General features: G+C 60.5%; 13 protein-coding genes. 4 read left to right on the forward strand and 9 right to left on the reverse strand.

Annotated elements, in window-relative coordinates; all coding sequences use genetic code 11:
• Window positions 1-10: 10 nt before the first annotated feature.
• Window positions 11-1,024: a porphobilinogen synthase gene (gene hemB / locus ACA058_RS29810; protein ID WP_497637100.1), complete on the reverse strand. Its 1,014-nt coding sequence runs from the start codon at window positions 1,022-1,024 to the stop codon at window positions 11-13.
• A gap of 205 nt (window positions 1,025-1,229) precedes the next feature.
• Here hemB and ACA058_RS29815 point away from each other — a divergent pair, with 205 nt between their 5' ends.
• Window positions 1,230-1,862 carry a DedA family protein gene (locus tag ACA058_RS29815; protein WP_497637101.1) on the forward strand — a complete coding sequence of 211 codons (633 nt, stop codon included), beginning with the start codon at window positions 1,230-1,232 and terminating at the stop codon, window positions 1,860-1,862.
• Here the strand turns inward: ACA058_RS29815 and ACA058_RS29820 are convergent.
• On the reverse strand, window positions 1,843-3,078 hold the full coding sequence (locus ACA058_RS29820) for a sterol desaturase family protein (RefSeq protein WP_497637102.1): 1,236 nt from the start codon (window positions 3,076-3,078) through the stop codon (window positions 1,843-1,845). The two genes, ACA058_RS29815 and ACA058_RS29820, sit on opposite strands and share 20 nt — an antisense overlap.
• A gap of 115 nt (window positions 3,079-3,193) precedes the next feature.
• On the opposite strand from ACA058_RS29820, the gene elbB reads away from it, so the two are divergent.
• Window positions 3,194-3,862 (forward strand): isoprenoid biosynthesis glyoxalase ElbB, encoded by a 669-nt coding sequence (gene elbB / locus ACA058_RS29825; protein WP_497637103.1) that lies wholly within the window; start codon window positions 3,194-3,196, stop codon window positions 3,860-3,862.
• A 34-nt stretch (window positions 3,863-3,896) separates the two neighbouring features.
• On the opposite strand, the gene ACA058_RS29830 is transcribed toward elbB, so the two are convergent.
• The 5 genes from ACA058_RS29830 to ACA058_RS29850 form a co-directional block, all read right to left on the reverse strand.
• Window positions 3,897-4,352 carry a YaiI/YqxD family protein gene (locus tag ACA058_RS29830; RefSeq protein WP_497637104.1) on the reverse strand — a complete coding sequence of 152 codons (456 nt, stop codon included), beginning with the start codon at window positions 4,350-4,352 and terminating at the stop codon, window positions 3,897-3,899.
• Window positions 4,353-4,402: 50 nt separating this feature from the next.
• Complete coding sequence (locus ACA058_RS29835) at window positions 4,403-6,301, reverse strand: FTR1 family protein (protein WP_497637105.1); 1,899 nt, start codon at window positions 6,299-6,301, stop codon at window positions 4,403-4,405.
• Window positions 6,302-6,440: 139 nt separating this feature from the next.
• Window positions 6,441-7,073: a homoserine/homoserine lactone efflux protein gene (gene rhtB, locus ACA058_RS29840; protein WP_150724939.1), complete on the reverse strand. Its 633-nt coding sequence runs from the start codon at window positions 7,071-7,073 to the stop codon at window positions 6,441-6,443.
• 112 nt (window positions 7,074-7,185) lie between these two features.
• The gene (locus ACA058_RS29845; RefSeq protein ID WP_497637106.1) at window positions 7,186-7,767 is read right to left on the reverse strand and encodes a mechanosensitive ion channel domain-containing protein; all 582 of its coding nucleotides are present in this window, start codon (window positions 7,765-7,767) and stop codon (window positions 7,186-7,188) included.
• Window positions 7,767-9,677, reverse strand: a complete 1,911-nt coding sequence (locus ACA058_RS29850; protein ID WP_497637107.1) for an ATP-binding cassette domain-containing protein — start codon at window positions 9,675-9,677, stop codon at window positions 7,767-7,769. Before ACA058_RS29850 ends, ACA058_RS29845 begins: the two co-directional genes overlap by 1 nt.
• A 50-nt stretch (window positions 9,678-9,727) precedes the next feature.
• Here ACA058_RS29850 and ACA058_RS29855 point away from each other — a divergent pair, with 50 nt between their 5' ends.
• Window positions 9,728-10,192, forward strand: coding sequence for a TIGR02444 family protein (locus tag ACA058_RS29855; RefSeq protein WP_497637108.1), 465 nt, complete (start codon window positions 9,728-9,730; stop codon window positions 10,190-10,192).
• Here ACA058_RS29855 and ACA058_RS29860 read toward each other — a convergent pair.
• Window positions 10,189-11,256, reverse strand: a complete 1,068-nt coding sequence (locus ACA058_RS29860) for an AlgP family protein (RefSeq protein WP_497637109.1) — start codon at window positions 11,254-11,256, stop codon at window positions 10,189-10,191. The genes ACA058_RS29855 and ACA058_RS29860 overlap by 4 nt on opposite strands.
• Window positions 11,257-11,448: 192 nt before the next feature.
• Between ACA058_RS29860 and ACA058_RS29865 the strand changes: the two genes are divergently transcribed.
• Window positions 11,449-12,114 carry an FKBP-type peptidyl-prolyl cis-trans isomerase gene (locus tag ACA058_RS29865; RefSeq protein ID WP_497637110.1) on the forward strand — a complete coding sequence of 222 codons (666 nt, stop codon included), beginning with the start codon at window positions 11,449-11,451 and terminating at the stop codon, window positions 12,112-12,114.
• Window positions 12,115-12,176: 62 nt separating this feature from the next.
• On the opposite strand, the gene rsd is transcribed toward ACA058_RS29865, so the two are convergent.
• The gene (rsd, locus tag ACA058_RS29870) at window positions 12,177-12,635 is read right to left on the reverse strand and encodes a sigma D regulator (protein ID WP_497637111.1); all 459 of its coding nucleotides are present in this window, start codon (window positions 12,633-12,635) and stop codon (window positions 12,177-12,179) included.
• Window positions 12,636-12,705 lie beyond the last annotated feature (70 nt).

Below are 12,705 nucleotides of genomic sequence, written 5' to 3' on the forward strand. Positions count from 1 at the left end.
CCTGGGAGGGCTATTTTTGCTCTCGTAACAATTGAGCAGCACGAACGGCAAAATACGTCAGGATGCCATCAGCGCCTGCGCGTTTAAAAGCGGTCAGGGATTCGAGGATAACCCCTTCGCTCAACCAGCCATTCTGGATCGCCGCCATGTGCATGGCGTATTCGCCACTGACCTGATAAACAAAGGTCGGCACTTTGAATTCTTCTTTGACCCGGCAGAGGATGTCCAGATATGGCATGCCTGGCTTGACCATGACCATGTCTGCGCCTTCTGACAAGTCAGCCGCCACTTCGTGCAGCGCTTCGTTGCTGTTTGCCGGGTCCATCTGATAGGAGGCCTTGTTGGCCTTGCCCAGGTTCAGTGCCGAACCGACCGCATCGCGGAACGGGCCGTAATAGGCACTGGCGTACTTCGCCGAGTAGGCCATGATCCGCACGTTGACGTGACCGGCCACTTCGAGGGCCTCGCGAATCGCCTGAATGCGACCGTCCATCATATCCGACGGTGCAACTACCTGGGCACCAGATTCAGCATGGGACAGGGCTTGCCTGACCAGTGCGTCGACGGTGATGTCGTTCTGCACATAGCCTTCTTCGTCGAGAATGCCGTCCTGGCCGTGGGTGGTGAACGGGTCCAGCGCGACGTCGGTGATCACGCCCAGCTCAGGGAACTGCGCACGCAGTGCACGGGTGGCGCGTTGGGCGATGCCTTCCGGGTTCCAGGCTTCGGCGGCGTCCAGCGATTTGAGTTCTGGCGGGGTCACCGGGAACAGCGCCAGCGCCGGAATCCCCAGCTCGACCCACTTGGCGGCTTCTTCCAGCAACAGGTCGATGGTCAAGCGTTCGACGCCCGGCATCGAGGCCACCGCTTCGCGACGGTTTTCACCGTCCAGCACGAACACCGGCAGGATCAGGTCATCGACGGTCAGCACGTTTTCACGGACCAGTCGACGCGAGAAATCGTCACGACGGTTGCGGCGCAGGCGGGTTGCGGGAAACAAACGGTTGGCGGGGGTAAAGCTCACGGCTGACTCCTGAGCCCGCAGGCATGCGAGCGTGACAGTTATAAGCGGCCATTATGACGAACGTATTACAGTTGTGTGCACCCTGTGACAGGTAGCCGCATTCCATTGTCCTTGTAGGAAATGTTCACGTCGAGACACATTTGGACACTTTCCTGAATGTGTGCGAAGGGTTAGGCTGCGCGTTCATTTCGCCAGCACCCAGACAATGCTCCAACAATTTCTGCATGACTTCGGCTACTTTGCCCTGTTTCTTGGCACGTTCTTCGAAGGCGAAACCATCCTGGTGCTCGCGGGCTTCCTCGCGTTCCGTGGATACATGGACATCAACCTGGTGGTGGTCGTGGCGTTCTTCGGCAGCTATGCCGGCGATCAGCTGTGGTACTTCCTGGGACGCAAGCACGGGCGTAAGTTGCTGGCACGCAAACCGCGCTGGCAGTTGATGGGTGACCGGGCGCTGGAGCACATCCGCAAGCATCCGGATATCTGGGTCCTGAGCTTCCGCTTCGTCTACGGCCTGCGCACCGTGATGCCGGTGGCGATCGGCTTGTCGGGCTATCCACCCGGCCGTTATCTGTTGCTCAACGGGATTGGCGCTGCGATCTGGGCCACCGCACTGGCGGCGGCGGCCTATCACTTTGGCGCGGTACTGGAAGGGATGCTCGGCAGCATCAAGAAGTACGAACTGTGGGTGCTCGGCGCCCTGCTCGTCCTCGGACTGGGCCTGTGGCTGCGCCGGCGGTTCAAGAATGCGCGCCTGGCCAAACAGATCTATGCCGACGAACAAGCCCTGAAGGCCCAACAGCACAAGTCCGGCGGCCCTAAGACGCCAGTCGAGTAAAGCGGTTTCTGCAGCAGTAAAGCCCGATACCGCTGATCATACTGTAACTGAGCAGGCCGACCCAGCCCACCGCGCTGGCCGGCCACAGCCCCACCAGCGGTGCCAGCCATACCAGCGGCACATTCGATGCCAGCCGCAGCAACTCCAGCTTCAGCGCCCACGGGCGATTCTCCAGGGCCACGCCCAAGACGAACAGGCCAAGCGCCACAGCCCCCCAGCCCAACACCAACGCGGCCGTCGACAGATTGGGCGCAAGGTTCATCAAATAGCTGCCCAGTGCGATGTAGACACAGAACTGCATCAGGACGTAGAGCTGCTGACGCCCATCAAGCGGCACTTCGAATTTGCGGAACTGGCTCAGGTCCGGTTTGTTCATCGGATACCTGGCTGCCACATCCGCCGGCCGCCAGCCGGTGCGCATGAACCAGATCCGCAGCTTGTCCCAAGTGCTTTCGGCACGCCGCGCATCCGCCCACAACTGCGCGTAGAACTGCACGTTGGCCCACACCGGGTTCCAGCTCGCCAGCGGCGTGGTCACGCCGAAAATCACTGGTTCGTTGTCGTCCTCTTCCTGGAACGAGCCGAATAGACGGTCCCAAATAATGAACACGCCGCCGTAGTTGCGATCCATGTAGAGAGCGTTCTGGGCATGGTGAGCCCGATGATTGGATGGCGTGACGAAAAACCACTCGAACCAGCCGAGCTTGGGAATGTGCCGGGTATGCACCCAGAACTGGTACAGCAGGTTCAGCGCCGCGACGCTGACGAACACCAGCAACGGCACACCGACGACGGCCATGGGCAGGTAGAAGATCCAGCTCAGCAGGAACCCGGTACTGGTTTGGCGCAGCGCGGTGGAGAGGTTGTAGTCCTCGCTCTGGTGATGCACCGAATGCGCGGCCCAGAGAATGTTGCGCTCGTGGCCCATGCGGTGCAGCCAGTAGTAGCAGAAGTCATAAAGGACGAAGGCAAAAATCCACACCCAGACGCTGTCGGCCGAGAGCTCGAACAGCGCCAGATACTTGAGGGCAAACGCATACGTCACCAGCCCCACGCCTTTGGTCAGCAGGCCCGTGGTGGTCGACAGCACACCGGTACTGATGCTGTTGATCGCGTCCGCCAGCCGATAGTTGCTGACCCCGCGCCAACGGTCGGCCAGCAGCTCGACGGCGATCAGCACAAAGAAAAACGGCACCGCATACAGAATGAAGTCCATGACGCGCCCTGATCGGAATCTTGAGGACAGATCCTATGTGTAGCCTCGAATTATCCCTATGGCAACGAGTGACAAATTAGTGGACATTTAACGTCATGAATCTGGAGAAAAGCCCATGAGCAAAAAAGTTGCAGTGATCCTTTCCGGTTGTGGCGTATACGACGGCGCCGAAATTTACGAAAGCGTGATTACCCTGCTGCGCCTGGACCAGCGTGGCGCGCAGGTGCAGTGTTTTGCACCGAATATCGCGCAGCTGCACGTGATCAATCACCTGACCGGCGAAGAAATGCCCGAGTCGCGCAATGTGTTGGTGGAATCGGCGCGAATCGCCCGTGGCGAGGTCAAGGATATCCGTGAGGCGAACGCCGAGGAGTTCGACGCGCTGATCGTTCCCGGTGGCTTCGGCTCGGCCAAGAACCTTTCCAACTTCGCCATCGAAGGTACCGGCTGCACTGTTCAACCGGACGTCCTGGCCTTGACCGAAGCCTTTGCCGAGGCCGGCAAACCGGTCGGCCTGATCTGCATCTCGCCCGCCTTGGCAGCGAAAATCTATGGGCCGGGCGTGACGTGCACCATCGGCAACGATGCCGACACGGCAGCGGCCTTGGACAAGATGGGCGCTACCCACAAGGATTGCGCGGTCAGTGACATCGTCGAAGACAAGGCGCGCAAACTGGTGACGACTCCGGCTTACATGCTGGCGCAATCAATCAGCGAAGCGGCTTCGGGCATCAATAAACTGGTCGACCGCGTGCTCGAACTGACCCACGAAAACGACGCCTGACACATGATCGTTCCCACGCTCCGCGTGGGAACGATTATTGTGAACAAGACAACCGCGTCAGAATCCGATCCAGCGCATTGGCAAACGCCTGCTTTTCCCGCTCACCAAACGGTGCCGGCCCGCCACTCATCTGCCCTTGCTCGCGCAAGTCGGTGAACAGGTTGCGTACGGCCAGGCGATCGCCCATGTTCTGCGCATCGAATTCCTTGCCTCGCGGGTCCAGCGCGGCAACGCCTTTTTTCACCAACCGGTCGGCCAGCGGCACATCGCTGCAGATCACCAGCTCACCGGGAATCGCGTGCTCCACCAGGTAATCATCCGCCGCATCCGGACCGCTGGGCACGACGATCAACTTCACCAGGGCCAGGCCCGGCTTGATCTGCGGCTGCCCCGCCACCAGCACCACTTCAAACCGGCGCTTGAGGGCGAACTTGACCACCAGATCCTTGGCCGCCCGAGGGCAGGCGTCGGCATCGATCCATACGCGCATGTTTTTCACCTCTTAAAAGCAAAAGATCGCAGCCTTCGGCAGCTCCTACATCAGGAAACCTGCACCCGCCGCTTCTCGGCCACCCAACTGCGACCATACAACACAATGATCGCAACGATCGCCACAGCCTGGGCCGTCAGCGAATACGCATCCGCATGAATGCCCAACCAATCGAATTCAAAGAACGGCACAGGCCGCGTGCCGAAGATCCCGGCTTCCTGCAACGCCTTCACGCCATGCCCGGCGAACACCACCGACAAGGCACAGAGCAGACCGGCGTTGATGCTGAAGAACAGCGCCAGCGGCAGTTTCGCCGAACCGCGCAGGATCACCCAGGCCAGACCGACCAACAACACCAACGCCGTCGCACCACCGGCCAGCACTGCGTCATGACCAGCCGGACCTGCCTGCAACCACAGGGTTTCGTAGAACAGGATCACTTCGAACAGCTCGCGATACACCGAGAAGAACGCCAGGATCGCAAAACCGAAACGCCCCCCACCGCCCACCAGGCTGCTCTTGATGTAATCCTGCCAGGCCGCGGCATGACGGCGGTCGTGCATCCACACACCGAGCCACAACACCATGACGCTGGCGAACAGCGCCGTTGCACCTTCCAGCAGTTCGCGCTGCGAGCCGCTGACATCAATCACATAAGCCGCCAGCGCCCAGGTCCCCAGACCGGCCAACAGCGCCAGGCCCCAACCGACGTTGACACTGCGTACCGCCGACTGTTGGCCGGTGTTACGCAGGAAGGCGAGAATCGCCGCCAGCACCAGGATGGCTTCCAGGCCTTCGCGCAGCAGAATCAGCAAACCGGAAATGTAGCTCAGGGACCCACTCAAACCGTCGCCGCCCAACAATCCGGCAGACGCCTTCAGCTTGGCCTTGGCCGCCTCCAGACGCTGTTCCACCTGCTCCACCGGCAGGCCGTCCTGCAACGACTGACGGTAAGCCATCAGCGATTTTTCAGTGTCTTTGCGCACGTTGGCATCGACGTTGTCCAGGGAGCTTTCGACCAGCTCGAAGCCTTCCAGGTACGCCGCTACCGACAGATCGTAGGCCTGATCGTGATCGCCTGCTCGGTAGGCCGCGACGCTCTTGTCCAGGGTGGTGGCGGTGTAGTCGAGCAACTGCGCCGGGCCACGCTTGGCCTGCGGCGGCTGAGCCCGTTGCGCGCGGAAAGTCGCGGCGGCCTGCGGACCATCGGTGGCCTGCACTTCGGCCGGGGTCTGGCGGGCCAGATCGGCAATGTCATAGGTCTTGTCGCCGCTGGCGGTCGCCGCATCGGCACTGAAGCTGGCGATGTAAGTGGCCAGGTCCCAACGCTGACGATCATCCAACTGATCGCCGAAAGCCGGCATATCGGTGCCTTCGACCCCCAAGCCCACCGTGTTGTAGATCGAGTAGAGGCTCAGGTGATCCTGGCGCGCGTTATCACGCAAATTGGCCGGCGGCGGGGTCAGACCCACACCCGCCGGACCATCGCCAGCGCCTGTATCGCCGTGACACACCGAACAATGCTGGGCGTACAGTGGCGCGCCGCGAGTCGGGTCCGGGGTAATGATCGGGGCTTGGCTGACTTCATAGGCCACGGCCAGTTTCGCGCCGAGTTGCCGAGCCTGACGGGCGACGTCCGCACCGTCCTGACGCGCGCTGATCGCCTCGCGCAGCTGACTGATGCCCTGCTCCAGCCCGGCCTTTTCCGTTTTGGCCGGCATGCCGGCAATCAAGCCTTGCAACGCCTGGACGAACTCCAGTTGTTCACGGTATTCGGATTCGTTGACGACCTTGCCTGCCTGCACCGCTTGCGGGTAATCCGCGCCGATGTAGTCGAGTAAGTGCAGCGCTTGCGGTGCGCCTTCCACGGTGTCGGCCAGCAGATTAAAACTGCACAGGGCAAGCACCGGCGCTATCAGCCAGGCCAGGAATCGGGACGGGGCAATCATGAATGAATCTCAATTGGAAACACGAAGTAACATATTGTTCACTCTCAATCACTTTCACTCAAGCTTTGTCGTAGGTTGCGCGACAGGGCTTAAACGAAAAAGGCGACCTGAAGAGGTCGCCTTTTTTGTAACTGATGGTTTAAACCGCGGCTTTACGCAGGGTGGCCATGAACGCCGCCGCGCCAATGAACAGTCCGGCAAAGGTTCGGTTCATGCGTTTTTGCTGTTTCGGTGTGCGCAACAGACGCAGCACCTTGGAAGCCAGCCCGGTGTACCCGGCCATGACGATCAGATCCACGCAGATCATGGTGACACCGATGATCAGGTACTGGATCAGCAGTGGCGCGTGCGGATCAATGAACTGCGGCAACACCGCGAGCATGAACACCAAGGCCTTGGGGTTGCTGATGTTCACCAGAAAGCCTCGGAACACCAGGGCCATCGGCTTGCCAATCTGCCGGACCGCCGCGTCATCGCTCATGTCACTGGGCAGTGCACGCCATTGTTTGATGGCGAGATAAACCAGGTAGGCCACGCCGAACCATTTAATCGCATAGAAAGCGGTGGCCGACGCAGTGAGAATCGCGCCGACACCGGCGCCAACAATCGCAATCTGCACCGCAAGGCCCAACTGCAGGCCCAGGGCGTTCCAGTAACCGCGCCAGAAACCGTACTGCAGACCGCTGGACATCGACGCAATGGCGCCGGCACCGGGAGACAAACTGATCACCCAGCAGGCGGCAAAGAACGCCAGCCATGTTTGAAGCTCCATTGCACACCTCGACTCAGACTTGTGACAGACGTCTAAGCTAATGCGGCTTTGGGCTGATGACCATCGATTTTTTGCGTACGCCAAAAGCAAAAGATCGCAGTCGCAAGCTGGCTTATTTCTCAAACCCGCTCAAAGGAAACAAATCAGGCCCACGCCAACGCCGAACCGAGCGCTGGAAGAACAAGCTATTGGGCACTTGCACCATAGCGCTACCAGTGCCGAGTTCTTCAGCCTCTATCAGCGTGGTGTACAGCAGATTGATCGCTATCACCCGGCCTTTGACGCCGGGCTTGTCGGTGGTGTCCACCAGTTCGACCACATCGCCCAAGCGAAACGGGCCAACGGTGAAGATCAGGATCGCGCACAACAGATTGGAGAGCACACTCCACATGGCGAAAAACGCCACCGCCGCCACCGCGACGAAACCCGACAGCGCTGTCCAGAGCACCGTGGCCGAAACCCCGAGGCGCTCCAGCACGAAGATCAGCGCACTGCCCATGATCAGCCAGCGCAGACCGCCACGCAGCGGCATTAGCAATTGTGGCGGGAAGGGGTAACGCTCACCGAGACGGGTCAGGCACTTGGCAACGAAACGCTGGGCGATGTAACCCGCCAGCAGGATCAGCAGGATTTGCACACCGAGCCAGATCGGCTCGATCCACATTGCCGGCAGCGGCAGCTTGAAGGCCTCCATCAGGACAGCGCCTCCAGCTCCGCCTGCATGCTTTCCAGCAGTTCCAGGGCTTCCATCCAGGCCTCTTCCAGCTCCGCTTCACGCACCTTCAGCCTGGCCTGCTCGGCCAGCAGGTCGCGCAATTCATTCTTGCGCAACGGTTCGTAGATGTCGCTGTCGCCAAGGCTGGCATCGATCTTCGCCAGTTTCTCGTGCAGCTTGCCCAACTCGGCTTCGAGCTTGTCAGCCTCACGCTTGTGCGGCGCCAGTTGCTGACGCAACGCGGCGGCAGCCTGACGCTGGGCTTTCTTGTCGGTCTTGTCCGGATTGACCGGGGTGTTGCTGACTGGCGCATTGCGCTGGCGGTACTCCACCAGCCAGCGTGTGTAGTCTTCGAGGTCGCCGTCGAATTCTTCGACCTTGCCGTCCGCCACCAGATAGAAATTGTCGGTGGTGCTTTTGAGCAAATGGCGATCATGGGAGACCACCAGTACCGCACCACTGAATTCCTGCAAGGCCATGGTCAGCGCCAGGCGCATTTCCAGGTCCAGGTGGTTGGTCGGTTCGTCGAGCAGCAACAGGTTCGGCCGGTCCCAGGCAATCAACGCCAGCGCCAGGCGCGCCTTTTCGCCACCGGAGAAATTCAGCACCGGCTCGTCGATCCGCGCACCGCGGAAGTCGAAACCGCCGAGGAAGTCGCGCAGGGCCTGTTCGCGCTCGGTCGGTGCCAGGCGCTGCAAGTGCAGCAACGGGCTGGCCTTGGCATCCAGAGAATCAAGCTGATGCTGGGCGAAGTAACCGACGACGGTGTTCTCGCCTCGGGTCAGGCGGCCGGCCAGCGGCGAGAGCTCACCTGCAAGGTTTTTGATCAGGGTCGATTTACCGGCGCCGTTCGGGCCGAGCAAGCCGATCCGCGCGCCGGGGGTCAGTTGCAGCTTGACCTTCTCCAGCACGGTTTTATCGCCGTAGCCCAGGCGGGCATCGGACAGGTCGATCAGCGGGCTGGAAATCTTCTGCGATTCGCGGAAGACGAAGTCGAACGGCGAATCGACGTGCGCCGCAGTCAGCTCTTCCATCCGCTCCAGCGCCTTGATCCGGCTCTGGGCCTGGCGAGCCTTGGTCGCCTGGGCCTTGAAGCGAGCGATGTAGCTTTCCATGTGCGCACGTTGCGCCTGCTGCTTCTCGTAGGCCTGCTGTTGCTGGGCCAGGCGTTCGGCACGGGCACGCTCGAAGGCGCTGTAGCCACCGCGATAGAGGGTGATCTTGCGCTGATCGACGTGAGCCACGTGATCGACCACGGCATCGAGGAAGTCCCGGTCGTGGGAAATCAGCATCAAGGTGCCTGGATAGCTTTTGAGCCACTCTTCAAGCCAGATGATGGCGTCGAGGTCCAGGTGGTTGGTCGGTTCGTCGAGCAACAGCAGGTCCGAAGGACACATCAAGGCCTGCGCCAGGTTCAGACGCATCCGCCAGCCACCGGAAAAATCGCCGACCTGGCGATCCATCTGCTCGTTGGTGAAGCCCAGGCCTGCCAGCAGCTTGCGCGCGCGGGCATCGGCGGTGTAACCGTCGGCGCTGTCGAGTTCCGCGTGCAGGCGGGCCTGTGCGGCACCGTCATGGGCCGCTTCGGCTGCCGCCAGGTCACGTTGCACCTGCCGCAGGCGCAAGTCGCCATCGAGCACGTAGTCGACCGCCAGGCGTTCGAGCGTGTCGACCTCCTGACGCATGTGGGCGATACGCCAGTCGGCCGGCAAGAAGCAATCGCCCGAGTCAGGGTGCAGTTCGCCCCTGAGCAAAGCGAACAGGCTCGATTTGCCGGCGCCGTTGGCACCGATGAGGCCGGCTTTGTGGCCGGCGTGCAGGGTCAGCTCGGCGTCTTCTAGCAGACGTTGCGGGCCACGCTGTAAAGTCAGGTTCTGAAGTCGAATCATAATGGCGGCGGAGTCTACCAGCTTCGCTCGCAACTAGCGCGAGTAGCACTATGTCCTCTGACCTGTGGAGCTTTTCCCTGACCCTTTATGCCCGTCCGGGCGTTGAACGGGCGTGCCTGCAATTGCAGTCGACCGGCGTCAGTGTTTGTCTGCTGCTGTGCGCGGCATGGCTGGGACAGCGGGGAATCGCCTGCAATGAACAACGCCTGCAGCAACTTCGCGGTGTGGCGCAAGCCTGGGACGCCGATGTCGTGCAACCGTTGCGGGCACTGCGCGTGCAATGGAAAGTTCCCGCCACACAAGATGCCGAGCTGCACTCGCTACGCGAACAGGTCAAGACACTTGAATTGGAGGCCGAGCGAAATCTGTTATTGCGGCTGGAGCGATCGGCTCAGGATTGGCCGCAAGGTGACGCGACCGATCTGGCGATCTGGCTGGAAGGTGTGACGGCAGGCGCCGCCCACCTGCACCGCGACGCGCTGCATCAGCTGCGCGTCGCGGTAACCGGCACTTAAGAAGCGCTGGTTGGGGTGGTGCTGGTGCTCGACGGTGCCACTGGCGTTGGCGCAGTGGAGGCTGTCGAGGTCGTTGCTGTCGGCGCAGGCGCAGCCGAAGCAGATGGTGCTGGCGTCGCTGGCTTGGCAGTAGGAGCCGGAGTCGGCTTTGCAACAGCGGCCGGTTTTTTCACGGCTGGTTTGGCGGCAGGTTTGGCTGCAGCCGTTTTAGCCGTCGGTTTTGCGGCAGGTTTGGCTGCTGCTTTTGCCGCTGGTTTTGCAGCTGGTTTTGCAGCTGGCTTGGCAGCGGTTTTCGCCGCGACAGGTTTTGCGGCCGGCTTGGCAGCAGGTTTTGCAGCGGCAGTTCTAGCCGCTGGTTTGGCGGCTGCGGTTTTCGTTACGGCAGGTTTGGCAGCTGCAGTTCTGGCAGCCGGTTTCGCGGCAGCTGTTTTGGCGGCGGTTGTCTTGGCAGCAGGTTTGGCAGCAGGTTTGGCAGCTGCCGTTCTGGCAGCCGGTTTTGCAGCACTGGCCGCGACAGGTTTTTTCGCTGCAGGTTTTGCAGCAGGTTTCGCTGCGGCTTTCACCGGTGCCTTGGTGGCAGGTTGGGCGGCAGGCTTGGCCGGTGCTTTTGCGGCAACCGGTTTGGCAGCGGCTTTCTTAGCAGGAGCCGCAGCAGGCTTGGCCGAACGCAGGGACAATGCCTTGCCGACAGCCTCTTGTACACGACCAACGCCCTGGGCCAGTTTCAGGCTTTCCTGGGCATCGCGCTTGAGTTGCAGAATGTAGCCGCGAGTTTCCGATTGACGATCCTTGAGTGCATCAAGCAGGTCCTCGAGCTCTTTCACCGCATCCTTGGCCTTGGTTTGCGCCTTGGCCTTTCCGGCCGCCGCTGCGTCCTGCAATTTGGTACGGGATTTGTGCAATTTCTCTTGCGCTTTTCCGCGCTGCTTTTCCAGTTTGGCGAGCAGTTTTTCGGCATCAGCCAAAGCTTCGGAACAAGCGTTTTCCAGATGCTCGAGCAAGCTGCCCGAGAGTTGTTGGAGTAGGTGCAACGGAGTGCTTACAGGCTTCTTGGTGGCCGACATGGTTTACCTCCTGGCTGACGTGAGTGCGGCTCATACTAGACCTCTGCTGCTACCGCCGCTAGGGCATCTTGACAGTATCCAAAGCGCTGCGTTGCAACGAATTGAAAATGTTCTGCGCTGGCGCAAAAGCAGTTCACCGTTGAATGCATTCGCACTGGCATAATCGCCGGCAACTCAGGTCGGAGAGTGCCCATGTCGCGCTACCTTTTTTTATCGTTATGCGTGATTTTTTCCGTGGCCAACGCCGCTGAAAAAAACCAGGAAAAAGACGCTCACGATCTCGCTTACAGCCTGGGCGCAAGTCTCGGCGAACGCTTGCGCCAGGAAGTTCCCGATTTGCAGATTCAGGCACTGGTCGACGGATTGCAGCAGGCTTATCAAGGCAAACCACTGGCGTTGAAGGACGAGCAGATCGAACAGATTTTGGCCGAACACGAAGCCCGGACTGCCATGCAATCGCCTGCGCCAGAAAGCGAAATGGCCCTGGAAAAAGAGCAGCGTTTTCTCAGCGAAGAAAAAGCCAGGCCTGGGGTTCGTGAATTGACCGATGGCATCCTGCTGACAGAGCTGGCACCAGGGACAGGAGCCAAGGCCGGGCCGAACGGCAAGGTGCAAGTACTGTATGTCGGTCGCCTTCCTGACGGTACGGTGTTCGACCAGAACAGCCAGCCGCAATGGTTCAGTCTCGACAGTGTGATCAGCGGCTGGCGCAGCGCCCTGCAAGACATGCCGGTCGGTGCGAAATGGCGCCTGGTGATTCCATCGGCGCAAGCCTATGGCGCCGACGGTGCCGGTGACTTGATCGCGCCTTACACGCCCCTGGTATTCGAAGTCGAGTTACGCGGCGCTGCCGGCTGAACAGCAGAAACGAAAACGGTGCGCATCGCGCACCGTTTTTACAGGCCTTGCAAGACCTCGGCTCAGGCCTGAACCGGAGCCTCTTCCTTGTGAGCGGTATGCAGCACTTCGATCAGGCAGTCTTCCAGTTCGAAGCGCTCATGCAGCAGGCCACCCAGTTCCTTGAATTTTTCGGCGACACATTGACCGGCATCACACAGGTCATTGAACGCGAGCAGCTTCTCGGTGATGACGTCGATGCGCGGGTAGATCGTCTCGGCGAGCTCCAGGCCACGCTTGTCGTTGAAGGCCTTGGCCTCCCCCGTCAACTGTTCGTAGATCTCGAAGTGGCCAGCGGATACGTAATCGACCAGCACGCCGCAGAACTCTTGCAAGGTTTTGCGGTTCTCGGACAGTGCCTCAGGTTCTGAGCCGAGCTTGTCGTAGGCATCGATCAGCTCTTTACGCTCCTGCAACCAGCGGTCAATCAGCAGATGAACTCCACCCCAACGTTCCTGAGCATTCTGACAACTTTCGAGCATGGCGGTCTCTCTTCCCTTGTGGGTCATGCTGCTCTACACCTGTCGCACACTTGAGAATCAAGATTCGGCC

It is taken from the genome of Pseudomonas sp. LBUM1649 (assembly GCF_059716155.1).

What these genes read in the sequence shown, in the direction of transcription:
- ACA058_RS29835 (WP_497637105.1), bottom strand. Translation starts at nt 6,301, where the DNA reads ATGATTGCCCCGTCCCGATTCCTGGCCTGGCTGATAGCGCCGGTGCTT.
- rsd (WP_497637111.1), bottom strand. Translation starts at nt 12,635, where the DNA reads ATGCTCGAAAGTTGTCAGAATGCTCAGGAACGTTGGGGTGGAGTTCAT.
- ACA058_RS29845 (WP_497637106.1), bottom strand. Translation starts at nt 7,767, where the DNA reads ATGGAGGCCTTCAAGCTGCCGCTGCCGGCAATGTGGATCGAGCCGATC.
- ACA058_RS29830 (WP_497637104.1), bottom strand. Translation starts at nt 4,352, where the DNA reads ATGCGCGTATGGATCGATGCCGACGCCTGCCCTCGGGCGGCCAAGGAT.
- ACA058_RS29815 (WP_497637101.1), top strand. Translation starts at nt 1,230, where the DNA reads ATGCTCCAACAATTTCTGCATGACTTCGGCTACTTTGCCCTGTTTCTT.
- rhtB (WP_150724939.1), bottom strand. Translation starts at nt 7,073, where the DNA reads ATGGAGCTTCAAACATGGCTGGCGTTCTTTGCCGCCTGCTGGGTGATC.
- ACA058_RS29865 (WP_497637110.1), top strand. Translation starts at nt 11,449, where the DNA reads ATGTCGCGCTACCTTTTTTTATCGTTATGCGTGATTTTTTCCGTGGCC.
- ACA058_RS29820 (WP_497637102.1), bottom strand. Translation starts at nt 3,078, where the DNA reads ATGGACTTCATTCTGTATGCGGTGCCGTTTTTCTTTGTGCTGATCGCC.
- ACA058_RS29850 (WP_497637107.1), bottom strand. Translation starts at nt 9,677, where the DNA reads ATGATTCGACTTCAGAACCTGACTTTACAGCGTGGCCCGCAACGTCTG.
- ACA058_RS29860 (WP_497637109.1), bottom strand. Translation starts at nt 11,256, where the DNA reads ATGTCGGCCACCAAGAAGCCTGTAAGCACTCCGTTGCACCTACTCCAA.
- ACA058_RS29855 (WP_497637108.1), top strand. Translation starts at nt 9,728, where the DNA reads ATGTCCTCTGACCTGTGGAGCTTTTCCCTGACCCTTTATGCCCGTCCG.
- elbB (WP_497637103.1), top strand. Translation starts at nt 3,194, where the DNA reads ATGAGCAAAAAAGTTGCAGTGATCCTTTCCGGTTGTGGCGTATACGAC.